Below are 24,995 nucleotides of genomic sequence, written 5' to 3'. Positions count from 1 at the left end.
AAAAGATATGACAGGAGAATTAATATGAAATGCAGCATAATAATACCATATTCCTATTCCACCGACAGGGCTGTCAGAGTTTTCCATTCACTTGAAAACCAAGACTTTTCATACGATGAGTATGAGCTTATTTTTGTTAACTACGGCGACAGAGATGATCTTGCAGACTATATCGCTCAGCACGAGCACAAGGTAAGAGTACGCTGTTTTACTCTTCCGCAGAGCACAATAGGTCAGGCAAAAAATCATGGAATAAAGAGAGCTTCGGGAGAACTTCTCATATTTCTGAACGGTGACGAGATAGCTGCAAGGAACTTCGTTTCGGGTCACTATGAAGCGTACAGAAAGTGCGGCAGACCTATCATGCAGTTCGGTCTTACAAAGGAAGTTTTTGAGGACGACGATAAGGTCTTTTACGAAAACAGGGAATTTTTCAGGAACGGCATACGTTATTGGCTCACAGAGCCTGAGAAATACGGGCTTGACAAGAAAAAGAGCTATTATTTCATAAAGGATATCCGTCTTAAAATGCTTGAGCCTTATTACTATGATTTTGATAAGGTTCAGTATAAGATGATATTCACTCAGACATCAAATCTCTCTATCCCTATGGAATGTATCAGAAAATACGGCGGCATAGATGAAAGCTTCCGTGAGCAGGAGATAGAGGACTGGGAGTTCGGCTACCGAATGATGAAAAACGGTGTTGACATCGTATATAATCCAAAGGTTGCAGTTCTTCATCTTTACGAAAACGAGAAATACGACAGCAAGCGTTATATCGAATGGAAAGACAATCTTGATACAATGCTGAGAAAGTATAATGACAGCTTTCTCAACGAGCTTGAAGAGTTCAAGAGCTTCTTTGACCCTGTATGCAGGGAGCGTATAAGAAAAAGTGAACCGGGCAAGAACATATGGCTTGAGATATATAAGCATCTTGAGCGCACTGCGAAAAAGCCTGTTCTTGTAAGTGCAAACTGATATTTTCTTATAGCTGAGCCCTTGACCCTTCCCTGACTTCAAGGGTCAGCTTTATTAAAAAACAAGTCTGTGGGGACTCACTCACTCATGGACTTCTATACTCCTTCCCCCCAAAGCTCCGTTATACGGAGCTTTTCTTCTTTATACAGAATAAAAAGTATATTATTTCCTCATGTTTAATATATATTATTTGTGACAAAGCAATATACAGAATTGATATTTAACAGACCTTGTACTCAACGTCTGCCGAATAATAGGCAGTTGTGGTTTGTGAATCAAATCTTTTCGTATATAAAAACAAACTTTGTGATTCTTGTACGATAAAAAGTGCTTTTTATCAGCATTTTGTTTTTTTGTGCGATTACCTGAAAAGAAATACCGTTTACCGTATTATTATTGATTCCGTTTCCTTTTTATGGCATACTGAAATTGTTCGATGCGGTGCGAACCGTGTCGAAAGGAATAATACATAAAAGGGAGGTAAAAATTATGGCAATTAATTGTACAGGTGTATTATGTACATTTGCATGCGCTGGTGGCTGCGGTATCGTTTGTGCTGCAACAGCAGGTGCAGGTACTGCTGTTTGTGCTCTTGGTGGTACATTTGGTGGTTCAGGTACAGCTATCGCTCTTAATTCTTAATGAGATAGCAAAGGACGACGTAAGGAGAACACGCTTTATAGTGTGTTCTTCCTCACTGTCCGGATATTTTTAAACAGTTTATTGATTATTAAGGTATAAATTTTGCATTTTGTCTTTTTAAAATTTGCATATAATACATATTAACAAATGGCATAATGGAAAAGTGATAAAAATATTAGGAGTTCATAAATGGGAAAAACATTGACGGTTGCATTTCAGACGCTGGAGAAAAATCAGTATCTTTATGATGTGAATACTGGCACTGTAATTTCGGATAACGGAATTCTTGGCGGTGCGATGCGTTTGTTGGACTCGGGTGCATCGGAGGATGAAGCGGAAGAGGCTCTTTGTAAGGAGTATCCGTCACATCTGGTACATGGTGTATTCCGATTCATTCGCCGATGGAGGGCGAATTACAGTGGCTTTGGAAACAGTTCGACGGAAAATAAGATAACAGAACCAAAGAAAGAACTGATTCAGGACGAGTATGATAACGGAATGACTTATTTGATGGTTCTGAATGTTACAGAGAACTGCAATTTCCGTTGTAAATACTGCTATTTGACGGAAGAGTATGATTTTACACGTAATCGTACTTCAAACCGTATGTCTTTTGAAACGGCAAAGAAGGCGATGGATCAGTATTTTGATTATCTGAGAAAACTGCGCAAGAAAATTCCCAATAAAAAAGCAGGAATTACTATTTATGGTGGAGAACCGTTGCTTGAAATAGATCTGGTTCGTAAGATCGTTGCATATTGCCGTGAAAACGAGCCTGTACCGATTATTCTTAATATGACATCAAACGGTTACTTGCTTACCGATGAGATCATGGACTTTGTAGTAGAAAATGAAATTCATCTTGCAGTAAGTCTTGACGGAAGCATGAAGAATCACGATAGAAATCGTGTACTGACAGGTGAGCAGGGGTCCCATGAACGCGTTGTTAAAAATCTGATGCGTTTTCAGGAAAAATACCCTGACTATGGAAACATCGGTATTATTTCTGTTTATGATACGAAAACCGATTTGGTTGAAAATGAGCGGTTTTTTATGGAAAATAAGCTTCCTCGTATCTTCTTTATAAATGAGGTTTCAGCAACGAACACAAATTATTACGATAGATTTACAAAGGATGATGTAAGAAATTTCCATGAAGTTCATGATAAGCTGATGAGAAAGTATATAAAAGCAAAGCAGAATAATGAAGAGATGTCAGATTATCTTCAGATGCTTTTTGAAGCACCTATATCACTGACGGTTATGCGTCTGCGTCATCTTGATGCAAAGTCTGCACTGCTTCCTTACACAAATACTTGTATTCCCGGAATGAAACTCAGTATCAGAACAGACGGAAAGATCGATATTTGTGAACGTATCAACAGTACTTTCCCAATTGGTGATATAGAAAACGGACTGAATTTAGATGCTATAAGCGGAATCATCAAGCAGTATAACGAGAGTGTAACGAAGGAATGCGCGGAATGTGATTCAAAGAACAATTGTCCGCTTTGCTTTGCATATACAAATGGAAATGGTGATTTTCACATTAGAGAAGGATTCTGTGAAAACTGGCGTAAATTGCAGAGAGAAAAATTCGCAGTTGTATACTCTATACTCGAAAAAAATCCAACAGCGTTTGATAATCTGCATAATAATCTTAGCAGTTCATTTTTATTCAGAGTATAAATATATACGGTATCCGCATGCCGAATGCATATGTGCATAAAATGTGGGCAGTATAAAATATAAGGAAGGTAAATAAATGACATATTTCCGCTTTTTTCCGGATGTGATCTGGATCAAGGGCAGGGTGCGTAGCACACTGTATGAATTAAGTGACCGCAAGGTGACTCATCTGTCAGCTGCGGATACAGCAATACTGTTTTCTTTTGCAGAGCGCAGCATTGAAGAAACTAAAGAGTTCTTCCCATCTGAGGATGTAGATAAGCTTCTTGAACAGATGATCGCAAATGCAATTGGTTCTGTTTATAATGGTGCTGTCTATGCAGAGCCGTACTTACCGCATATGCCGTTTGAACTGAAAGGTTATATGGAGCCTGTACTGAAAATTGACGAGTTAACGCTGGAACTGTACCCACAGGACGTATACGGTGTGCTGGAGAACAAGCCTTTGCTGATTTTCCAGGGATGTAACAGTTGTATTCCATCTGTTGAACAAAAACGTGATCAGGAAGAAGTCAGTGCGGAAATGCTTTCACAGCTTGCTGAATTAGATGAAATCTCAATCACAAATGTCAGACTGAATATTGGTGCTCCAACAGGACATTATGATGTATTCCGTCAGCTCATAGATCGCTGTGCTCACGGTGAAGACATTGGTGTTGAGTTTGTAACATACCTGAAGGAGATTTCAGGTGAATTTATAAAATTTGCGGCAGAATATGAAAATAGTACTATCGTAATTTGCTGTTCTGATGCAGAATGTCAGTCAGAGCTTGAATCAATCAAAAAGATTTCAACAGAAGCTTTGGAACACGGTGTTCGTACTGTTTTGAGTGTAATATATCTGCACAATACATCAGAGAATACGCATTCAGCTGTATCTGAGGCAGCAGCATCGCTTGGTGTGCAGCTTCGTACAACAGAATTGCTTAGGAGCGCAAAGGATCATGTGTTATCTATAGGACGCGGAGAAGATCGACTTGAACCTGCAGATGGTTCTGTATTTTATGCAAAAGGAAAGTACAGTACGTGTAAGTATGGTAAGCTTTCCATCAATTGTAACGGTGTTATCAGCGGATGTCTGCATGATAAGGCAGCTTACCCTCAAGAAGGCGGTTTATTTGATTTTCTGGTTAAAGAAGGACATAAGAGAGCTTGGGAAATGCCGAAGCGAATGTCTGCTGTCTGTAGAGAATGCGAAAATCGTTTTGCGTGCGTTGACTGCACAACTATTGAACAGGCACTGTATGAAAACCCTGAGTATATCAGCATGATATGCGGTTATAATACGCATACAGGTGAATGGTGCTAAAAGAAAAAGTGAGGATATAATGGAACAAATTGCATCTATTTCAAATGTCACAAAAAAATATCAGGGTGTTAGCGTTCTGAAGAATATCTCATTTACCTTAAACAAGGGAGATACACTCGGATATCTTGGCCCGAACGGATCGGGAAAGACAACAACGCTGAAAACAATGCTCGGCCTTTTGCGTTATGAAGAAGGTTCGATCACTATTATGGGAAATGATGTAAAGAAAGAGTATAACAAGCTTTATGGAAAAATCGGAGTGCTTTTTGATGAAAACGGACTTTATGAACGTTTGACAGCAGCAGAGAATATGGAATTTTTCCTGTCGGCTTACGGAAAGCGTGACCTGCTTCCTCAGGCAAAAGAACTGCTCGGAGAACTTGATCTTGGAGATGCAGGAAAGAAAAAAGTAGGTAAGTTTTCTAAAGGAATGAAGAGAAAGCTTGCTTTGGCACGTGCTATGGCAATTAGGCCTCAGCTTTTACTGCTTGATGAGCCTTTTGATGGCATCGACATTGAAAACCGATCAAGAGTTATTCGCATACTCCGAGAATATCAAACCGCACATAGTATTACTATGATGCTTACAACTCATGTTATGGCTGATATTGAGGAACTTGCATCGAGATTGGTTGTTCTGAAAAAAGGCTCTCTCATCGTTGATGAAAGTATGGAGCAGTTTTCTATGCGCAATGGTGCAACACTTACTGATAAATATCTGGAGGTGGTAAAGGATGAATAAAAGCTGGAGTAATGTTTTTCGTTCATTTGTACGAAAGGAATTGACAGAGACTTTTCATTCTATGATATTGATTTTATTGTTTAGTGTAATTGTCTCAAATTTACTTCAGTATGTAACGATGCAGGCTGTAATTGATCTTAAACTGTCAGATAAAGAAACAGGTTATCAGTTAGGCAACATTATGATGTATATGTCTGTTATCATAATTTTGTTTGTAGGTCATACATTGATAAATCGTTATATTTACGAGGAACGAACATCAAAAACGATAGGTGTTATGCTTTCGGGCGGTATGAACAAGACAGCAATATGGTGTGCTAAGTTATTCGTATCCATATTGCTCTGTATAGTTTTGCTTCTAATTGCTGTTGCTATAAATATGGTTATTGCATATGTAAGATTCGGAGTTATGGTCAGATTTACAGCGATTTCTGCGATACTTACATTTATTACAATGCCGTTTTTGTGCTTTGGAGTTCTTTCAATAATTTCTGTAGCATATTGGTATTTTAAAAATATGAATGTGTTTGGCATGATCTTTCCGATTGCAGCATATCTTGGTATCTGGAATCTGTCTATCAAGCTGGTTGGCATTGAGATACCTCAGTATATTGCATTGATTTCAATACTTGTAGGAGTTGCCTGCTTTATCGTGTCAGCGATTTGTCTGCGAATGATTCCGAAAGAACGTATCGCAGCAGCGACACAGTGACGGAAATGAGGTGATTTGATGCTTTTTAAAAATGATACACTTCAAGTATCAGTTCCGTTTGATGAAAACGAATGGAAGGCACAACCTAATTTTCAAGGCAGTTTCGTAACGCTGTTTGAACGCAGTGAAGCTGAAAACAAGTCGAGTCTTTCGGTAATGGTGTATCCCAATAACACACTTTCTATGCAGCAGATTTATCTTAATACTGTACTTGAATTAAGGAAAATGCTGAAAGAGTTTTCGGTAAAGCCGAATAATCTGAATGATAATATATGTGAATTTGAATATGAAGGCAAAGTGCAGGATATTAAAATGAAATTCTGTCAGCGAATATTCCGTTCAAATGTCATATGTTCCATTACAGGAGGATGTTCAGCTGAACTTGCGGAGAATCGAATTCCAAAATTGAAACAGCTTACAGAACAGATCACTGTTTCCGAGAGGAGTTGAATTTATGAAGCAAAAAAAATTATCGCTGAAGAAAATAATAATTTTGATTGCTGCTTCTTTAGCTATGGCATTTATTACAGCTTTAATTGTCCATAAGTTAGGATTTGACGGTGGCGGTTCCGACTCTGATATGAGTTGGTGGAATATGATAAACACAATGTTCTAAATCAGAAAAGATTTAAATACAATAAAAGGTTACATAAATCCTGCATACATTAATTGTATGCAGGATTTTTTTGTCTTGTCATATTAAATAGCTTTTATATCCAAGCTTGACAAACTGTTTTGTATCGTGTATAATAATTCTATCTGATTTGCTACTGATGATTATATGTTTAAATAAGGATGATGAATAGTTTCTTCTCAAGGAGGTAGTAAATGTGAAAATCGCAATATGCGATGATGATAAGATTTTTCGACAGCAAATATACAAATGTCTGAAAAATTATAATTCCAAGCTTGAATTAACGGAATATTCATCAGGAGCTGCATTATGTTCTTCTGATGTTGATTATGATATTATTTTTTTAGATATAGAAATGCCTGATCTTAACGGTATGGAAACTGCACAAAAATTACGTTCTGCAGGGCGGAACGGTTATATTATATTTTTGACCGCACACACAGAAATGATATATCAGGCATTTCATGTAAAAGCTTTCAGATTCCTGCGAAAGCCGCTTAAAATGTCGGAGCTGAGAGAGGCGTTTAGTGCGGCGGAAGCAGAACTTGCCGAAAATCAGGTATTGGTGATAAAAACAGGGGGCGATGTTTTAAGACTCAGAATAAGAGAGGTCATGTACTTAGAGGCTTATGGGGATGGAACATATATCTATAATGTTCAGGGAGATGTCTATGATGTGCATGAATCGCTGAAAGCGGTTGCAGAACGATTACCTTGTACAGATTTTTTTCGTATACATAAATCGTATTTCATCGGCTTGCGCTACGTCAGGGCTGTGAGTAACGGTAATGTTATCATGGATAATCAAAAAGAGCTTCCTCTTTCCAGAAGGAATACTGCGGCATTCAAGACAGCTTATCTTGAATACGTCAGAATGTATGGCGGAGGAATTTCAAAATGATAGACTTGCTAAAGGATATTGTAGATCTGATCGTAGAATGTGCAAAACTAATGTTGTGTCTGCATGGCTTTTTGAATTATAGATTCCGCCCCTCTCGGGCAGCAGCAACACTTTTTTCAGGCAGTATAGGTATAGTTATTTTGCTGAATATTATGCATATAAACTATCCTTCGGCGTTGCTGATGTTTGTCTGTATTCCCATATGTGCACTTTCTGTTTTGGGCAAAAAAAGATTTCTTTTTTCGGCAATTACATTTTTTGGCATCTGTTGTATAGATGAATTACTTGTGGCGTTTGTGCGTTCTTTCTTTCATATTTCCGCAGATGAGTTGCTGGAAAACCCTGTTTGGTTTGCTTTAATGAACTCAGCAGGTTTGTTTTTGTTGCTGTTTTTGCTGTTGCCGTGGAATATTCTGCGTCATAAGCGTAGCGGAAGTCAATACGGGTTAACTGAAATAGGAAATTCTTTTATTATATTTTTTCTGATCGGACAGATCGCTTCATTGATCTATATTAATGCCTGTCAGTTCGTTGGTTCTTCTATTAAGGGCCAATTTCTTCTGACAGGGTCTGCTTATATACTGGCAATATTATTCCTTGCATTGGGTATTGTGCTAAGTTACATGATCTCTTCCCGAAAACGTTATAAACGTCTTGCGATGGTCAACGAAAAGCTGTTGAAGCTGCAAAATGACTATTATCAGGAACAGATTAATAAAGACACAGAGCTGCGAAAATTCAGGCATGATATCTTTAACCATCTGTTTTGTGTTCATACATTGGTGCATGAACAGCGATATGATGAAGCAGAGGAATATCTGGAAAAGCTTCAGGATGTTGTTGAGAATTGCAAAGTCAGATATCAGACAGGTCATCCGTTGCTGGATGCTATCGTTAATGATATTGCGGGAAAATACAGTAATGTTGATTTTCAGATACATGGTATGATGTCAGAGGAAACCCGTATAACAGGTCCTGAGATTTGTACTATATTTTCCAATATTCTTGACAATGCTTTTGCTGCGGCTTCTGAATGTCCTGATGGCGGCAGTGTTCATCTGACTCTGAAAACTGTTGGAAGCAGTTTCTTTATTACTACTGTGAATACACTGGTCACACCTGTTTGCAGCAGCGCAAGAAGATTGCTGACCCATAAGAAAGATCCTGTCAATCATGGTATCGGACATCAGAATGTTGAACACTGTGTTGAGAATTTAGAAGGAACGGTAAAATATCATTATGATAATTCACAGTTCAGGACAGAGATTGTATTACCGTTTGTTTGCAGTGCTTGATTTTTGACCGTATGCCAATAAATCTACACCTTTCACCGTATATATATTGCTTTTTTATTCTGTTTGTGAGATGATAAAAAAGTAGTCGGTACATGGCTTATATGCCGATGTGCCAAAACGGACGCAGATGGAAGGTTTAGAAAATGGCAAACAATTCAGTTAAAAACACAGCATACATTGGTATATTTGATTGGTTATTCGGTAAAAATTAAAAACAGCCTTTGATTATCGGCAATGGTACTAAGTTAAAAAATGTAAATAGTCACAGGCCTAAACTGCATCATTTTGTGCGTACAGCATAAAACGAACCTATGGCATAATGAATTAATCAACGAACTGACTTCGCAATTCGAGCGGAGTCAGTTTTGTTTTAAGTTGAAAGTTGTGGAGTCGCCTGCGGCGACGTTATTTAAATAATGTGTAGGGATGACCATTGGTCGTCAGCTATTTACGATGTAAATAACATGAGCGCATTGTAGGGGCGCGTTCCGCGCCCCTACATAATACATAAAGTCCCGAATTGCTTCGGGACTTTATTATTTTTCACTGGGAAGTGTTATCACGAAAGAAGCACCGCCGAGGGAACTGTCCTCAACGGATATGGTTCCGTTATGGAGATCCATTATCTCCTTTGCAATTGACAGTCCGAGACCGAAGTGTGAGCGGTCTGTACGGGAGCGGTCTGCACGGTAAAAGCGTTCAAAGATATGTCGGCGATCCTCTTCGGAGATACCGCAGCCACTGTCGGAGACACGCACGATATGCTGCGAATTATCCACGCTGTAGGCTATCTCTATCCTTCCGTTTTCGGGAGTGTAGCTGACGGCGTTGTTCAGCAGTATGGATATTACCTGATTTATCCTCTCTGCATCTATCATAGCTTTCGGGATATTGTCATCGGGCAGCTTTACGGAAATGCTGATATTCTTTTCCTTTGCAGGCGAGAGAAAGGCTTCATAGCAGTCAAGGACAAGGGTGTCAAGCTCTGTGGGAGCGGCTTGTGCAGTAAAGCTTCCATTGTCAGAACGTGCAAGAGTAAGCAGATCTTCGGTGAGGAGAGCAAGGCGTTTGCCCTCTTTTCTGGCTATTTTTGAGAGGTACTGCTGCTGGTCGGCGCTGCTTGTCTCCATAGCGTCAAGAGCGGATATGATTGTATTTACGGGATTTCTAATCTCATGGGAAGCAGCCGCGATAAAGTGAGCCTGCTGCTGGTGAGCCTGTTTTACAGGCTTCAGGAGAAGCTTTGTGAAGAAGTAGGAAAATACAAAGAATACTATAGCTGCACCGAGAATTATGAGAATAAAGTATATTATAAGCTTTTTCAGCTGTTTTTGCTGGCTGTCGAGAGATTTTACGGCGTATATTTCTGTTATACCATTGTCTCCCGAAATGAAGATCATACCGACGTAATATCTGTGATTCTTTGCCGAATAGCTGAATTCATCATGTGCAACAGAGCCTGTGTATCTGAGCCGCTGTATGTCTGTTGAGAATACAGACTTTATATCCTCCAGAAGCTCGGAGCTTTCTTCGCTTATTCCCTGAGAAGTAGACAGCATAGCCTTGCCGTTATCAAAAATGTAAAGCTGATAGCTGTAATTAGTGTTTATATTCATAAGCCAGCTCTGCGAGATGATGCGGTCTTTTGAAAGAGTAGAGCTGAAATTTGCAATATCGGTCGTGAAGCTTATGAAAGAATTTCTGCGGATGTTGTTCCAGCTGAGATAAAGATACAGCAATGACATAACGGCTACGACAAGGGTACAGACTCCCGTAAACAGCATGGTAAGCCGTATATGGACTTTCCTGAACATACTCAGCCCTCCGTTGAAAGGCGGTAGCCGATGCCGTGAACGGTTTTTACAGATGAGGAGCTCCCCACCTTTTTCAGTCGTCTGCGGACGAAATAGATATAATTGTCAAGGTTGCCGTCCTCGATCTCGTAATCCGCGCCCCATATCCTTGCAAGGATAGTCTGACGTGAGAGAGTCTGATCAGGATTGCGCATGAACAGTTCAAGGAGCTCACTCTCCTTATTGGAAAGAGTGCAGCTCTCGGCAGGACCTGTCAGCATCTTGCCCTCGGCATTATAGCTTATATCGCCAACGGTGAGCTTTTCGAGGCTTTCAATACCTGTGGGACGGCGCAGTCTGCACCTGATACGCGCCATAAGTTCGCCGAATTCATATGGTTTAACAACATAATCGTCAGCACCGCAGTCCAGACCCGTTATCTTATCGCTGAGTTCGCCTAAAGCCGTCAGCATTATAACGGGAGTTTCATTGCCGTTCCTGCGCATTTCCGAAAGTATGGTAAGACCATCCTTGTGGGGGAGCATACAGTCAAGCAGCACAAGATCGTAGGCATTGCGGCTGAGGTAGTAGTCAGCGTCATCTCCGTCGTAGCACAGGTCAGCGGAAAAGCCCTCTTTTTCAAGTCTGAATTGCAGCAGATTACACTGTTCCTTGTCGTCCTCTATAATAAGTATACGCATAGAAGATTTCCTTTCGTCTTTAATAGAGCCTTTAGCCGTTAGCCAATGTGTCGCCTTCGGCTAACGGCTAACGCCTAAAGGCTGATTATTCAATCATTATTATAGCACATATTATGCGGCTTGGAAAGTTTTAGAGAAAAATTAGAGATTAATTAGAGAAAAATTAGAGAATAATTAGATAAGTTTTAGAGATTGATGTGATATTATAATATCATAAAGACAGGAGGTACACAAAAATGAACACACTGAAAAAGACTTTAGCTGTTATACTCTCACTTGCAATGCTTGCACCGCTTACCTCGTGCAGCAGTGAGAAAGCTCCCGAAGTAAAGCTGCTTTCATCAAAAGGCGGCTATGCCGAATCGAAGGTCGAGGGCAGGACTTATGATATGCAAAGTGTTTCCGAGTTTGTTACTATCGGCGAAAAAACAGGTGTAATATCCGCGTGGGAAAAAGAGCTTGTGTACATATCCAAGGACGGCACAAGAGTTTTCAGAAGTGAGGTCGAGGATCTGACTAAAAATGATGACGATGATATATATGCTGTCTATGCGGCATCTGATAAAGGCTTGGTAGTATTTAAGGACGCCGATACCTGTGTCATAAATGCGGAAGGTGAATGTAAAAAGATCGAAGGTGCGGATTATATTTACAATTTGGAATTTGCCGATAATGGCAGGCTTTTCGGTCTTAATTATGATGCACTGTACGAAATAGATATAAATACAGGTGTGGCAAAGAAGCTGGCAGATAAAGGTGAAAGAATAAATTTCTTTGACATCGTAGGCAACAGGATATTCTACGGTGACAGGGACGGCGTACATATTTACGATATCGAAAAGAACAGCGAGACGGAAGTTCCCGATGTTCTTGCCGATCTGCTGGGCAAGTACAAGGCTGAAAAAAGCGATGCCGAACACGCTCTGGACATCTGCGCAGGAAATAATGATGATATATATATCGGCTGTGAGGACGGACTTTATCACTATTCATGGGGCGGAAACTTTGCGGAGCAGATAATCGACGGTCTTATAAGCCGTTTCGGCGATCCCTCCGATCAGTTCGGTACCATATACTGCGCACCTGACGGGACTATATATGCCACATTCAACAGCGGTATGTACAAATACAGCTATGACCCCGAGCTTGAAACTGCCGTGGCATCAGAGCTTAAAGTATACAGCCTTGAAAAGAACAGCACCATTTCTCAGATAGTCAGCAGCTTTGCTGCGGACAACAGAAATATCAAGGTGGATTATCAGGTTGGCATGAAGGAAGGTCTGACCTACAGCGACGCCATGAAGGAGCTTACCACTCAGATACTGTCCGGAAATGCTCCCGATGTCATAGTCATTGACGGACTTGACAATGATAACCTCATTGAAAAGAATATGCTCACGGATCTTTCAAAGTATGAGGATAAATGGCACCCCGATAGCGATATTCTTGATAATATCGCAAAATGGAACACTGAGGACGGCAAGCTTTACAGCGTTGCCTGCAAATTCCGCATACCTGCCGTAGGTGCTGAGAGAAAAGACCTTGAAAAAATAAAGTGCTTTGCAGATGCAGCCGACCTCTGCGAGAAATATCGCAAGGAGAAAGATCCTCATTATACTATCTTAGACTTTTTCGAGGAGACCGACCCTATCCGTATGGGACTTATGTATGAGGGAAACAAGCTCCTCAGCGGCACTCCCGATAAGGCGGCCTTTGAAAAGTTCTATGAAAGCTGTGCAAAGCTGTATAACAACGATAAATCGAAAAGCGAAATGGATACTGCATTTATTTCAAGTGTCGACAACGACGAAGCAGGCTCTGAATACTTTTTCGGCACAAGATATATGGCAGAGAAGATGAATAAGAACGTTATTGCTCTGGGTTCATTGAATGGCTTTGAAAATGAGATCAATGTAGTAACTTCATTAATGAAGTTAGATAATGATATAGATGCAGCATACAGATACGGCATGGAAAGTGACAAGTGCTTTATGCCAAACTGCAATATAGCCGTCAGCGAGTCAAGCAAGAATAAAGATGACGCATTCAGATTCATAGCCTCCGCACTTAGCGAGGAAGCTCAGGAAATAGAACATTCCGACGGTTTTCCTGTAAATAAGACTGCACTTGAAGGCTTTTATGAAATGAACAAAGATGCTGATAATGTCTATTCATTATACGTACCGCCTTTTGACAGCAATGAAGAAGGAGAAGGATACGAGGTGGATATGGAATGGATGACAAATGAAGAGGCTGAGGAGTTTGACAGCTATATACAGACTCTCAGCGAGCCTGTATTCATAAAGTATTCCATAAGAGAGATAATCGAAAACGCAGGAAAGAAGTGCATAGAAGGCACTGTAACTGCGGAGCAGGCTGCCGAGGATACCGTAAAGCAGCTTGAACTTAGAATGAAAGAATAATCATGACAAATAAAGTGTTTTCGAAGAGAAAGCTTGGGTATCTGCCCTTCCTGCTGCCGAGCCTCGCAGGAGTGCTGATATTCACGTTCCTGCCCTTTGCAGACTCTCTGCGCAGGTCGTTCTGTACAGCTGTAACGGGTGATTTTGTTGGGGTAAACAATTATAAAGCTGTGTTCAGCAACGAAGCCTTCAGGCTTGCCGTAAAGAACACAGCAAAGTTTGTGGGAATATGTCTGCCGCTGCTCATATCCGTTTCATTTCTGGCAGCATACGCCCTCAGCAGACTCAAATACATCAGGCTCATAAAGTCTGTACTTCTGTTTCCGCTGGCAGTTCCTACCGCAGCTCTTGTGTTGGTCTGGCAGATACTTTTCAGCGACACAGGCTATATAAACAATATCCTTACCTCTCACGGACACAGTGCAGTAAGCTTTCTCGGCTCATCGGCTTCATTCCGGGTGCTGGTGGGGAGCTATATATGGAAAAACCTCGGATATACGGTGCTTCTTTGGCTTACGGGCATAATGAGTGTATCCACAGCTGTAATTGATGCTGCGAAGGTGGACGGTGCAAATGACAGACAGATACTTTTCCGTATCATACTGCCTGAACTTAAACCTACGCTTTATACTATCACAATAATATCATTCCTTAACTCCTTCAAGGTATTCCGCGAGGCGTACCTTGTTGCAGGAGCATATCCCGACCGGCACATCTACCTTTTGCAGCATCTTTTCAATAACTGGTTCGTGAATATGGATCTTGACAAAATGGCAGCGGCAGCGGTAATCGTATTCGCTGTCATACTCGGGGCGATAGTGCTGCTCAGAAAGGCATGGGACAAGGAGGAACAGCTATGACCGAAAAGCTTCGCGTATCTTCCGTGTACATTGTAATGGCGATAATATGTGTCATTGTTATGTTTCCTTTGCTACTTGCGGTGATACTTCCCTTACAGGCCTCAGACGAGCTTGCAGGGACTCTTTCGCCCCTTATCAAATTCAATGGAGATTATTCCAAAATAGACTATATCGCACAGTATCCTACGCTGGATAACTTCAAGGAGCTGCTGTTATATACTCCCGATTTTTACAGGGTATTCTGGAATTCCTTCCTGATAACGGGTTCCATACTTCTTTTTCAGACCCTTGCAGCCATACCTGCGGCGTGGGCATTTGCAAGATTCAAGTTCAAAGGGCGAAAGCTTCTTTTTGATATATACATAATATTCATGCTCATACCCTTTCAGGTAACGATGCTGTCGCAGTATCTTGTCATAGACTGTATGAAGCTCATGAACACCCGTCTTGCAGTCATACTGCCTGCCATATTTTCCACCTTCCCTGTGTTCCTGATATACCGCGGCTTTGCGGACATACCCCGTGATGTGGCGGACTCCGCAAGGATAGATGGTGCAAACGAATGGCAGGTGCTCAGGTATATCGGACTTCCTCTCGGAAGGTCAGGCATACTCGCCTGTGTGGTACTCAGCTTTCTCGACCTCTGGAATATGGTGGAGCAGCCGCTGACATTTCTCAAAAACAAGCGGCTGTATCCGCTGTCACTGTACCTGCCTATGCTTGGAGCAGACAGCGGAGCTATACTTTTATCAGCGGCGATAGTTACACTCATACCTGCGGTGTTTGTGTTCGTTATAGGGCAGGAGGAGCTGGAACAGGGAATAATCGCTTCTGCACTCAAGGAGTAGACAAATGAAAGAAAAAATAAAAAAGAGAGCAATAAAGTATTTTATGATATTTCTCGCAGCCATGCTCATACTTACTTTCGTTTCACGAATGCTTTACACAGAGCGTATGCCTCATGTGAGCTATACGAAACTGACTACCCAGAGCATAGCCCATGATCTTGAATACGGAGGGACAGTTGAGGCTCTGAAGAGCCGTCCCGTATTTGTTCCCGAAGGACTGAGGGTACTGGAGTCTGATGTGGAATGCGGAGACCGCGTGATAAAAAATCAGATCATAATGAAGCTTGATACCGAGTATCTCCACAAGAAGGCTGCACTGCTTGAAAAGGAGATAGCCGAAGAGCTGGAATCCGTGTCCGCTTATTCCTCTGAGGGCAGTATACCCGTATTTACGGAAGCAGGACTGCGCACCGCAGAGGTATGTGTAAAGGCAGGCGACAGCGTATCGGCAGGGCAGGTGCTTCTGCGCCTTGACAGCGAGTATCTCAGCAGCCGCATAGCCGATGTTCAGAACTCGCTCAATGCCGATATCTCCACACGGGAGGGCTACTATGAGAACGAGGATATGCATTCGGCGGAGACTATTACCAATAATATCGAGGAAAAGCAGCGTGAGTTGGATCGGTATACAGAGATATACAACAACGGCTGCAATGTATACAGCAGCGTATCAGGCGCAGTCACAAGCGTACTTGTAAAGGCTGGAGATGTGACAAGCGATTCTGCGGTAGTTCTGATAAGCGGTTCGCCCAGTGTCAGCTGCGTTCTTTCCGAAAAGCAGGAGAGACTTGAAGCGCTGAAAAAGATTGACGAGACAAATGGCAATATATACAGTCCGGCTGAGGGCATAGTAACATCTAAAAATGCCGCAATAGGGGAGCTTACTTCGGAAAATGCTGCCTTCATAGTCTCGGACGTATCTGAGGGGATAATTTTCAGAGCGAATGTAGACGAGGACGATATAGAGTACATATCCGTAGGCGATGTTTTCAAGCTGAGATTCAGAAACGGCAGGATAAAAGCGGAGGGCTGCGAGGTAAAGCGAGTTTACAAGGCGGCTGACGGAAGCGGATATACAGTTGAGCTGTCGCTTGAGTCCGACGAACTAAGGGCAGGAGAGGTCGGATTTCTGAAGGGAAGTATTCTGTCCGAGGAAAAGTACGAATGTATACCGCTTAATGCTATTGAATTCGGACGAAGCGAGACAAGGGGAGATATATTTTATATAGAGGAAAGTGAGGGATTTTTCGGAAAGGAATATACAGCAAAGAAATGCTCGGTCACTGTAAGAGAAAAAAACGGTACCTATGCAGGCGTTGACGTAAACGGGCTTCCACCCGATGCAAAGATAGTTCTTTCAGCGTCAAAGAAGCTTTATGATGGACAAAAGGTAAGATTATAATAAACGAAACGCCCCTTAAAGGCAGACGGCATATGCTTGTCCGAGCCTTTAAGGGGCATTGTATTCTGTTGACAGATTGTTATAGGATGGGAATACGCGTAATAATTTTTTTAATGATGAAGCTTTTTAACGGTATTCTGCGCAGTTAAGGTTATTCAAAAACTACGCCCCAACCGGCACTGACCTTACGATACAAACGCATTTTTTCCTTCTTTTTCTGGACTTTAAGCAGTGCAAAGGCTGCGATAATGACCACAACGGTGAGGACAGAACCGATTATAATTCCTATAACGCGATCCTTAACAAGGAAGAGTGCGAGACACCAGATAATTACAGCAGCAACAATAATGATCGGGAGACAGAAAGATGTGAAGCTTCTGTTCTTGATCTTGATATAGTGCTGTATATCTCTTAAGCTGAAGCACTCATAATTACGGGCAATAAAGTTATCAGGCTGTGCCCATTTGCAGAATGCGGCGAGATTTTCAAACTTTGCCGTATAGTCCTGATAATCATGGAACTTCTCGTTATATCTTGTAACGCGGTAGTAAACAATAACTGCTGCGCCCTGCTGTTCGGCGTCCATAACGTGGATGATAGTACCAACGTCAGCCTGACCCCTCATAGCTTTTGTAACGAGAAATTTACGGTCTATCGCTTCATCAATATTGAGCAAATAATTCATGGCTATCCCTTTCCTTAACGCGAAATATTAACTGTACATTACACACAAAAATACAGGTATTGACATAATATAGAAATCATATAATGACCTCGTAAAATTCATTATATCACAAAATTACGAAAAATGCAATACTTAACTTAATTTATTTGTGTGGCTTAATGAAAGTCCATTAATTTATTTCCGAAATGGGTCAAAAACAACGGAAATAATTATCAGAGCTTTTTCTTGAAGTTCAGATTAGCTTTTGCGACTTTCTTTCTGTCTTTAGCCTGCTTGAGCATATCTTCCTTTGACATGCTGTCGCCTGCACCGCTGTTGCTGTCGCCATCGCCTGTGCCTGTACTTGTATCACCATCATCGTCAAGGAAACTGTTGAGTCTCTTTCTGAAAGCATTCTCGCCGTTTGACTTAGAGGTAAGAGTAACGCTTACGCTCTGCTGAGGCTGCTGATAAAGACTTCTCATAGTTGTGCTTCCGCCGTGTAAGGAAGTACCTGTATAACCCTGTCTGTAAGGAGCAGCGTTCATACCCTGCTGCTGATACATTGAGTTCTGCATATTTCCGCCGTAGGGACCTGGCTGTGGGTAGCCCTGCTGAGGATAACCCTGCTGTGGGTAGCCGCCCTGCTGAGGATAACCCTGCTGTGGATAGCCGCCCTGCTGTGGATAACCGGGCTGCTGCGGATAACCGCCCTGCTGTGGGTAGCCCTGAGGATAACCCTGCTGTGGATAGCCCTGCTGTGGGTAACCGGGCTGCTGAGGATAACCTGGCTGCTGTGGGTAGCCAGGCTGCTGAGGATAACCCTGCTGCTGACCTACAAGATTCGGGAAGCCGCTTGCACCCTGCTGCTGAGCCTCTTCGGGATGCTCATAGAGTGAGTTGGCTGCGCCATCGTCTTTATTTTCTGCATTGAACGGATTAGCAGTATCAACGTTTACATCGTCTGCAAAATCAGCGGGAGCACCGAGTGCTGACTCGTCATATCCGCTGAGGAAATCAGGAGCTGCTGATGCAGGAGCAAGAGTAGCTGCTGCAACTTCTTCGTCAGGTGAAAGGACGACCTTACAGCTGCTGTTATCGACGCTTGAGTTGACGAGCAGAGACAGAGCCTCATCTTCAGGCTTGAAATAGCTGAAGTCGTCAAGCGAAATAACGATCATCTGCTTAGCGATAACGTGTTTTGCAGTAATAGCTGACATTACTGCGATCCTTTCTGCGGGTACATCTTCTACAGAACCTTCATTGATCGAAACAGTGGAAACTCCCGAAAAGATATCGCCCGAATCAGCGATTATAAGACATAAACAAGCATCATAAGTTGCGAGCTCAGGTCTTTTTTCTTTTAATGTTTCAGCAAAATTCTTGGCTGTATTGTAGAGAGTGCTAATTTCCATATCAAACACCACTTTTCTAAAATTTATTAAACGCTTCCTGCGTTAGTTACGTAAAGCTTATGTCAGACTTTTTTCTCAAGCATAGCTGCTTTTCTCTGTGCCGCAGCTTTCTTGTTTTCCTCGACCCTTTTATTTATAAGGTCGATCCTGTCTTTCAGAAGATCCTCATTATATATACAAGAAAGTGAAATATCGTCCTCTGTACCGAAATGAGATCTTTTACTGAGGTTGTTTACGATGATGTTTTTGAAGGTCTCAAGGTTAACGAGCTGACTTGTGATTATTGAATGATAATCGAGGAAGTCATACTCACTGCCGAAGGAAGTATACAATCCGTCGGTAGAACCGTAAAGGGCGATGAGTTTTTTATTCGGTGCGTAAAAGCTGCTGAACAGTGATGCAGCGTTTGAATTACATACCGAAGCAGTTACGTTGGCAGGTGCGGATTCGTTATACTCCATAGGCATAACAGCTCTTCCGTCCTCGAAGATAGCTACGAGGCTTCCGTCGCCTATCTGTACGCCGAAGGTATAATTATCTCCTGATATTCCTGCAACGAGTGTAGAGCCATAATATGATTCGGGCAGGATAGCCTCAAATTCTTCAGGTGTAAAGTTGCTTTTCTCATCATCGGTAACAGGGTTTTCAGCCAGATGCTTTTCAACCTTCATATTCCAGTTTGATATGATCTGCTTTTCTATATTTTTTATAATAAATTTATGGTTAGTCGGAAGATTTGCTTCCAGAGCCTCACGATCCTCATAAAAACGGTCTATAGCTTCTATAGTAGCTTCAACAGCAAATTTTGAACCGAGGTGGCTTCTGAAATGCTTTTTGCTTCCGTGACCGTCAGCAACTACAGCTATGGCGTAGTGATCGCCGACTTTAAAAGCAGAGCTGTCCTGACAAACCAGATTGGTCTTTTCGTGGCTTGCGCCCATGACCGAGTGGTTAAAGCCGTTGAACATATTTTTTCAGTCCTCCTCCCGAAATTATAATGATATTACCAACCTGTATCGAAGGGGACGTCATCTCCATCGGTCTGGGTGCTTACAAGCTCCTGGATCTGCTGACCGAGGAGTTTCTGTTTAGCAGCGAATACATCTTCTTCTCCGAGCTCGTGGCTTGTATCGTCAGAAAGAGTCATACTCTTACTGCCTATCTGAGAAGATGTTACAGCGATGATCTTGATCATCTGTGCAAGCTGCCCGCCTGAATATGCGTGAACAACTGTATCCTTAGAGCCTGTGAACTCTGCAAGGATATTGTCATTAGCTTCCTGACCGATACCAAGAGCGGCTTTAAGACCGAACTTATACCAGCTGTTTGTCTGAAGCTCTCTCAGACCCTCCTTATAGTCGTCGGAAGGATATCCGTCTGTCATAAGGAATATAACGGGAGCGAATGACAGAGAAGGTGAATTAAGGAAGCTGTTTCTTGACATTCTGTGGTTGAGCTCCTTGAAAGCTGCGCCCATGCTTGTAACGCCGCTTGCACGGAGTCTTGCCCATTCAAAGTCCTCTATCGGGATAGGATTGGAATACATCCATCTTACCTCTGTAGAGAAAGTAAGAACAGCTATTTTTACATCAGTATCAGCCTCGCCGACTCTGCGTATCTCGGGGATAAGCTCTTCCATAACGGTATTGAGCTCACCCATCTTTTTGCCCTTCATACTTCCCGAAGTATCAATAAGGAAGAATATTACAAGGCTCTTTTTGGAAACGCTTGTCGCACTGAGTGGATCGTCATCAAAATCGAGAATGCTGTCGTCGGATACGGGAGCTGAAGAAGCTGCAGAAGAAACTGTCTCTGCATTATCGAAATCGTCCAGAGGAGAAACGTTTTTGTTCACTTCCGGTTCTGTAATATGTTCATTGCTCATAATTTACATACATCCTTTCAGTAATACTGCTTTGAAACAGCAGGTTAGATCTGTGCTTTTACTTCGCCGAAATCGATCTCAAGCCCCTGCCATACAGGGAAACCTTTTCCCGGAGCGATATCGTAGAATACTCCGTCCGGCATTTTTGCCTTCCACTGTCTGTCCGAGCAATTCTTTATACCAAGAACGCCCTTTTTCAGCTTATTCTCAACGAGCTCTCCCGCAACGGCTGTGAAGTCGTCGGATTCGGGAACGATCTCGCATTCATAGAATTTACAGCCGAGATAAAGAGGTGTACGGTAATCGCGGTTGTTGAATCCGATAGTAACGAATTCCATACCGCATTTCGGACACTTGAATGTTTTTTCGTTCTGATGTATGAACATCGAACTGAAGTTTGTTCTTCCGCAGCCGCACTGTATGATCTCCGATCTGAGGCGTATGAACAGCTTCTGCCATTCATTCTCTATGATACGCTTTGTAGGATCGCTTATACCTGTGGTGAAGGAGCGGATGAATGCGTCTTTGATATAATCGGGGTAAATTCTCCAGAATTTGATTATATTGTCGTGTATGCCTCTTACGGGACGATTTGAAGCGTCGTCCGGGTCATACACGAATACTGCGTTCTGACCGTAGTGTTTAAGCTCTGAGGATTCTGTAAGGCAGACATCTCTTACTACCTTTTCGCCCTCCATAGGGTCGCCTCTGAAGAGGAGCTTAAATAAAACTACAGCAAGTGAATACTTATCGGTCTGGACATTTGGCTGTGCGATGCCTCTTACGACCTCGGGAGCCATATATCCCGGCTTACCGCCGATACCGAAGTTGCTTCCGTCAGGTGCGATATTATCACAGTCGCAGACGAGGACAGCTCCTGTATTTACATTGATAAAGAAGCCTCCGTCGTTAAGGTCCTGATAGCTCTTACCTGCACGGTGAAGCTGTCTGAAAGCGTTAACGATATTGATAACGCAGGTGACCATAGCACTGAGGGTATTGAATTTTACGGGACGCTTTACGCCTCTTCCCGTAAGCGGGTCTATCTCAAGCTTATATGTGTTGAGGATGTCTACAAAGGAGTCGAAGCCTTCGGGCTTGAGCTCCATAATATAGCCGAATGTTCCGTCCTCCATCTCTTTTGTGAGATATTTCGGCCAGAGGAACTTATTGCTTGGGGGACCATCGTTTATGTTATTCTGTAAGTTCTTTCGGAATGCGGCAGGTTTTGCCATCTTATTGATGTCATACCATTTGAGAGCCCATTTCTGTCCGTTGAAGCGTACCAGGTAAACAATACCCTGACCACCGCTGCCTATGACACTGAGGACCTTGGCTTTGCCTCCGAATTCCATTTCGACTTCCTGACCTATTTCAAGCTCTATCATATGATCTCATCCTTTCTTACTTAGTCAAGCTCATATTCTTCAGCCGAGGTCACGAGGACGAACCTTATTCCAGTGGCTAAACAGTACTTATGAACGTATGAATTTTCTATGCAGTATATAACCAGGTTAGGACAGTAGGAGAAAGCATTTGCATCAATGAATTTTATGCTTTCGGGGAGGAAAAGTTTCCTCAGCTTGTCGCAGCCCGAGAATGCTTCTGCACCGATACTGCTGACACTTGGCGGTATCTCGATTACTTCGAGGCTTGTACAGAAAGAGAATGTACTGTCCTCAATCTCAAGTACACCGTCAGGGATCTTTACCATAACAAGGTTAGCACACTGGCTGAAAGCGCCCTGCTTGATTATTCTCAGTCCTTCCGGAAGATCAAGACCTCTCAGGCGCTTGCACGAGGAGAAACAGTATTCACCGATAGCAAGCAGGGTAGATGGCAGCTTGATCGTTCTGAGGGAACCGAATTTATCGAAGCAGAATGCTTCGAGCTTTGTATATCCATCAGGAATGACGATATTGCCGCTGAGTCTGTATCTCAGAGCGTTACGCGGCATAAACACCATTTCGTTGATATCCACAGGCCTCTTCTTGATCTCTTCCTTTTTTTCATCGCCGTCGTCGCTTTCGGGAAGTACTTTCAGCGGTGATTCATAGGGCCAGCCAAGAAGGTATGTAAAACAAGCTACAACGAATTCAGAAGCATTCTCTGCGAGGAAAAGGTCTCCGAGCATATAGCTTTTTGCTTTCATTACAGCGATTTCGTGGTTCTTTTCCTCAAGCATCATTCTGAATACGCCTGTACGATACATATTAATAAGTAAGCGTCGCTCTTTATCATAATCGGGAATATGATCGTTGAGAAGACCGATAAATCTATCCCTGTTCGCAACAGCTTTTGTACCGTCATTTACAACGATAGCGCGCAGCTCATGCTGAAACTCCATTGTATTTTCAAACCCCTCTATATTCTGCGGAACAGGTGCACCGCATTGAGGGCAGGCAGTAAGCTTGGGGTCAAGTGGTGCGTTGCATTTTTCGCATTGCATGATCTCTCCTCCTGACGTATAAATATAGCAGCACAATAATTAGATATGAGTCTTTATATTGTTATCACATTTAGTATAACACTTTTCAATATCAATGTCAAGCGTAAAGAAAATGAACAGGCAAATTTGAATTAACTTTTACAAAAAAGACCGCTATACTTTGTGCAATATTAAAGTTCCTTTTACCGAGCGTAATATCGGGCAAAAATATTATGAAATGCAAACCTGTCCCGTATATCTGTAATTTATTAACCTAAATTAACGCCGTGTATAAAATTGATTAAAATGCATATAAATTTTTTGATATTTTTGTATATGCCGCGAATAATCAATTTACAAAATAGTGTTGAAATTGAAAAAGAAATGTGATAGAATTAGTTATGGATATCAATACATGGCCTGACTGGGGGAAATACCGCAAGCTCATATGTTCCATGATATGAGGATGTGAATGGAATATCAGCAGATATCCTGCGGTGTATCGGGTTTAATTGATTTAAGGAGGTTCAGTATAATGAACAGAAACAAAAGAAAAGGCATATTCAGAGCAATTGCTTCATGCACGCTTTCTGCTATGATGCTTCTTTCAGCCGGATGCGGAAAGCCTCAGAATGCAGGTGGTCCAAATGGCGCTCAGGGTGGTCCGCCTCCGAAGGTAGCAGTTATCACAAAGCAGCAGCTCAGCTTCTGGGATGACGTAAAGAAGGGTGCAGAGGATGCAGGAAACGAGCTTGGAGTAGAAGTACTTTATACTGTAGCAACAAGTGATAACGACTATGTTTCACAGGTAGCTGCTGTAAAGGACGCTATGCTCAAGGGCGCAAAGGCTATCGTTATCGCACCGAACAGCACGACAGAACTTAATTCCGTTTTGGGTGAAGCTGCTGAAAAGGGCATCAAGATCGTAAACATCAACTCAAAGGTAAGTGAATTCGACCAGGTCGAAACATTCATAAGATCATCGGACACAGACAGCGGCGCTGTTGCAGCACGTGGTGTTCATAAGATACTTGAGGAAAAGGGCGCTGATTATGAAAAGCTCGGCAAGATAGCTATTATCGGACATACCGCTTCTACAGCAGAAGAGCGTATCCAGGGCTTTATCGGCGTACTTACATCATACGCAAGCCATAATATCACAAGACCTAAGGTAACCGAAACAGATCCTGACAAGCTTGCAGAAGCTGAGAAGGCTGCTGATGAAGAGTACAACAGCAAGCTTGAGAAGTTCTCAAAGAACTTTATCCAGGGCGACAGAGTTGCAGAGCGTGATCAGGCAAGAGATGAAGCATTAAAGCTTCTCAAGACTGACGGAAACGGTATTTCCATCATGTTCGGTACAAACACAAATACTACCCTCGGTATCTGTGATGCTGTAAGTGAGCTTAAGCTTGATGACAAGATCATCGTTGTAGGCTTCAACTCAGATGAAAAAGAGCTCGGTTATATCAGATCGGGTACTCTTAACGGAACAGTTATCCAGAACCCATACGTTATGGGATACGTTGGCGTAAGATATGCACAGAAGCTTATCAACGGTATGACAGTTCCTTGTGACCTTGATATAGGTGCTACCTTTGTTAACGGAAGCAATATGAATGACGAATACATTCAGCTCTTGCTTTATCCCGATAAAAATTGATGGAG

Annotated in this window: 23 protein-coding genes; 14 read left to right on the top strand and 9 right to left on the bottom strand. The window is 42.2% G+C overall.

The genetic code is table 11. From position 1 onward, the window contains the following. Positions 1 to 24: 24 nt before the first annotated feature. From L870_RS0107030 to L870_RS16930, 5 genes are all read left to right on the top strand, one after another. Positions 25 to 984 carry a glycosyltransferase family 2 protein gene (locus L870_RS0107030; protein ID WP_028517541.1) on the top strand — a complete coding sequence of 320 codons (960 nt, stop codon included), beginning with the start codon at positions 25 to 27 and terminating at the stop codon, positions 982 to 984. Positions 985 to 1,473: 489 nt separating this feature from the next. Next, a complete protein-coding gene (locus tag L870_RS19260) occupies positions 1,474 to 1,626 on the top strand; it encodes a hypothetical protein (RefSeq protein ID WP_155250159.1) in 153 nt (50 codons plus the stop codon). Between the two features lie 189 nt (positions 1,627 to 1,815). Next, positions 1,816 to 3,315: a radical SAM protein gene (locus L870_RS0107020; protein ID WP_028517540.1), complete on the top strand. Its 1,500-nt coding sequence runs from the start codon at positions 1,816 to 1,818 to the stop codon at positions 3,313 to 3,315. 76 nt (positions 3,316 to 3,391) lie between these two features. Beyond that, on the top strand, positions 3,392 to 4,624 hold the full coding sequence (locus L870_RS0107015) for a hypothetical protein (protein WP_028517539.1): 1,233 nt from the start codon (positions 3,392 to 3,394) through the stop codon (positions 4,622 to 4,624). Positions 4,625 to 4,643: 19 nt separating this feature from the next. Further along, the gene (locus L870_RS16930) at positions 4,644 to 5,366 is read left to right on the top strand and encodes an ABC transporter ATP-binding protein (protein WP_051411453.1); all 723 of its coding nucleotides are present in this window, start codon (positions 4,644 to 4,646) and stop codon (positions 5,364 to 5,366) included. A 243-nt stretch (positions 5,367 to 5,609) separates the two neighbouring features. Here the strand turns inward: L870_RS16930 and L870_RS19255 are convergent, their stop codons facing one another. Next, complete coding sequence (locus L870_RS19255; protein ID WP_155250158.1) at positions 5,610 to 5,960, bottom strand: hypothetical protein; 351 nt, start codon at positions 5,958 to 5,960, stop codon at positions 5,610 to 5,612. Between the two features lie 136 nt (positions 5,961 to 6,096). On the opposite strand from L870_RS19255, the gene L870_RS0107000 reads away from it, so the two are divergent. The 4 genes from L870_RS0107000 (at position 6,097) to L870_RS0106985 (ending at position 8,908) form a co-directional block, all read left to right on the top strand. Next, positions 6,097 to 6,528: a hypothetical protein gene (locus L870_RS0107000; protein ID WP_028517537.1), complete on the top strand. Its 432-nt coding sequence runs from the start codon at positions 6,097 to 6,099 to the stop codon at positions 6,526 to 6,528. 4 nt (positions 6,529 to 6,532) lie between these two features. Beyond that, positions 6,533 to 6,694 carry a hypothetical protein gene (locus tag L870_RS19250; protein WP_155250157.1) on the top strand — a complete coding sequence of 54 codons (162 nt, stop codon included), beginning with the start codon at positions 6,533 to 6,535 and terminating at the stop codon, positions 6,692 to 6,694. Between the two features lie 214 nt (positions 6,695 to 6,908). Further along, positions 6,909 to 7,613, top strand: coding sequence for a LytR/AlgR family response regulator transcription factor (locus tag L870_RS0106990; RefSeq protein ID WP_028517536.1), 705 nt, complete (start codon positions 6,909 to 6,911; stop codon positions 7,611 to 7,613). Beyond that, a complete protein-coding gene (locus L870_RS0106985; protein ID WP_028517535.1) occupies positions 7,610 to 8,908 on the top strand; it encodes a sensor histidine kinase in 1,299 nt (432 codons plus the stop codon). The genes L870_RS0106990 and L870_RS0106985 overlap by 4 nt, the downstream gene beginning before the upstream one ends. Positions 8,909 to 9,444: 536 nt before the next feature. Here the strand turns inward: L870_RS0106985 and L870_RS18480 are convergent. Together L870_RS18480 and L870_RS0106975 are read right to left on the bottom strand one after the other, a co-directional pair. Beyond that, on the bottom strand, positions 9,445 to 10,722 hold the full coding sequence (locus L870_RS18480; RefSeq protein WP_051411452.1) for a sensor histidine kinase: 1,278 nt from the start codon (positions 10,720 to 10,722) through the stop codon (positions 9,445 to 9,447). Positions 10,723 to 10,724: 2 nt separating this feature from the next. Continuing rightward, entirely contained in the window at positions 10,725 to 11,402 is a 678-nt protein-coding gene (locus L870_RS0106975) for a response regulator transcription factor (RefSeq protein ID WP_037271607.1), read from the bottom strand. 236 nt (positions 11,403 to 11,638) lie between these two features. Between L870_RS0106975 and L870_RS0106970 the strand changes: the two genes are divergently transcribed. From L870_RS0106970 to L870_RS0106955, 4 genes are read left to right on the top strand one after another with little or no spacing between them, the layout of a single operon-like run. Further along, entirely contained in the window at positions 11,639 to 13,825 is a 2,187-nt protein-coding gene (locus L870_RS0106970) for an extracellular solute-binding protein (RefSeq protein WP_028517533.1), read from the top strand. Positions 13,826 to 13,827: 2 nt separating this feature from the next. Further along, the gene (locus L870_RS0106965; RefSeq protein WP_028517532.1) at positions 13,828 to 14,685 is read left to right on the top strand and encodes a carbohydrate ABC transporter permease; all 858 of its coding nucleotides are present in this window, start codon (positions 13,828 to 13,830) and stop codon (positions 14,683 to 14,685) included. Then, a complete protein-coding gene (locus L870_RS0106960; RefSeq protein WP_028517531.1) occupies positions 14,682 to 15,533 on the top strand; it encodes a carbohydrate ABC transporter permease in 852 nt (283 codons plus the stop codon). Before L870_RS0106965 ends, L870_RS0106960 begins: the two co-directional genes overlap by 4 nt. Before the next feature lie 4 nt (positions 15,534 to 15,537). Then, positions 15,538 to 16,935, top strand: coding sequence for a biotin/lipoyl-binding protein (locus L870_RS0106955; RefSeq protein ID WP_028517530.1), 1,398 nt, complete (start codon positions 15,538 to 15,540; stop codon positions 16,933 to 16,935). 151 nt (positions 16,936 to 17,086) lie between these two features. On the opposite strand, the gene L870_RS0106950 is transcribed toward L870_RS0106955, so the two are convergent. From L870_RS0106950 to L870_RS0106925, 6 genes are all read right to left on the bottom strand, one after another. Further along, positions 17,087 to 17,620: a hypothetical protein gene (locus L870_RS0106950; RefSeq protein WP_028517529.1), complete on the bottom strand. Its 534-nt coding sequence runs from the start codon at positions 17,618 to 17,620 to the stop codon at positions 17,087 to 17,089. Between the two features lie 212 nt (positions 17,621 to 17,832). Next, complete coding sequence (locus tag L870_RS19720; RefSeq protein ID WP_028517528.1) at positions 17,833 to 19,014, bottom strand: hypothetical protein; 1,182 nt, start codon at positions 19,012 to 19,014, stop codon at positions 17,833 to 17,835. Positions 19,015 to 19,076: 62 nt separating this feature from the next. Further along, positions 19,077 to 19,982 (bottom strand): PP2C family serine/threonine-protein phosphatase, encoded by a 906-nt coding sequence (locus L870_RS0106940; protein WP_028517527.1) that lies wholly within the window; start codon positions 19,980 to 19,982, stop codon positions 19,077 to 19,079. A 35-nt stretch (positions 19,983 to 20,017) separates the two neighbouring features. After that, complete coding sequence (locus L870_RS0106935; RefSeq protein ID WP_028517526.1) at positions 20,018 to 20,899, bottom strand: vWA domain-containing protein; 882 nt, start codon at positions 20,897 to 20,899, stop codon at positions 20,018 to 20,020. Positions 20,900 to 20,943: 44 nt separating this feature from the next. Then, positions 20,944 to 22,287: a protein kinase domain-containing protein gene (locus L870_RS0106930; RefSeq protein WP_028517525.1), complete on the bottom strand. Its 1,344-nt coding sequence runs from the start codon at positions 22,285 to 22,287 to the stop codon at positions 20,944 to 20,946. A gap of 20 nt (positions 22,288 to 22,307) precedes the next feature. After that, positions 22,308 to 23,348 carry a leucine-rich repeat domain-containing protein gene (locus L870_RS0106925; protein WP_028517524.1) on the bottom strand — a complete coding sequence of 347 codons (1,041 nt, stop codon included), beginning with the start codon at positions 23,346 to 23,348 and terminating at the stop codon, positions 22,308 to 22,310. Positions 23,349 to 23,862: 514 nt separating this feature from the next. On the opposite strand from L870_RS0106925, the gene L870_RS0106920 reads away from it, so the two are divergent. After that, positions 23,863 to 24,990, top strand: coding sequence for a sugar ABC transporter substrate-binding protein (locus tag L870_RS0106920; RefSeq protein WP_028517523.1), 1,128 nt, complete (start codon positions 23,863 to 23,865; stop codon positions 24,988 to 24,990). Positions 24,991 to 24,995 lie beyond the last annotated feature (5 nt).

This window comes from Ruminococcus flavefaciens ATCC 19208, assembly GCF_000518765.1.
Classification (GTDB): Bacteria; Bacillota; Clostridia; order Oscillospirales; family Ruminococcaceae; genus Ruminococcus; species Ruminococcus flavefaciens.
This window is presented reverse-complemented; position numbering and strand designations above follow the sequence as displayed.